The sequence below is a fragment of the Streptomyces sparsogenes subsp. cuspidosporus genome (assembly GCF_039532705.1).
Lineage (GTDB): Bacteria > Actinomycetota > Actinomycetes > Streptomycetales > Streptomycetaceae > Streptomyces > Streptomyces sparsogenes.
Genome location: NZ_BAAASD010000174.1, coordinates 1 through 529, shown reverse-complemented (window position 1 = coordinate 529; position 529 = coordinate 1). Strand labels below are relative to the sequence as shown.

Annotated in this window: 1 pseudogene; it reads left to right on the top strand. The window is 69.2% G+C overall.

Going from position 1 to position 529, the window contains the following annotated elements:
- Positions 1 to 529, top strand: a pseudogene (locus tag ABFY07_RS42930) (hypothetical protein); the annotation flags it as partial.

Here is a 529-nt window from a genome sequence, read left to right as displayed (position 1 = left end):
GATCTCGCCCTGTTCCAGGCCTTCGGTGCGCTGCTCGTCGAGTGGGACGCGCTCGACCATCCCTTCCTCGAGCGGCACACCACCGGCTTCGACGCCTGGTGCGACCACGTCGCCCACCTGGACTGGACGCAGGTCGAGGCGTCGACGGGGCTGACCCGCGCGCAGATCACCGACGCCGCTCAGATGCTGCGGGACTCCCGTAAGACCGTGTTCTGCTGGGCGATGGGCGTCACCCAGCACAAGCACGCTGTGCCCACCATTCGGGAGATCGTCAACTTCCTCCTGCTGCGCGGCAATCTCGGCCGGGCGGGGGCGGGTGCGTGTCCGGTGCGCGGCCACAGCAACGTGCAGGGCGACCGCACCGTGGGCATCTGGGAGCAGATGCCGGACCACTTCCTGGACGCGCTGCGGGACGAGTTCGGATTCGAGCCGCCGCGTCCGCACGGCCTGGACTCGGTGAACACGGTCAAGGCGATGCACGAAGGCCGCGTCAAGGTCTTCCTGGGGGTGGCGGGCAACTTCGTCCGGG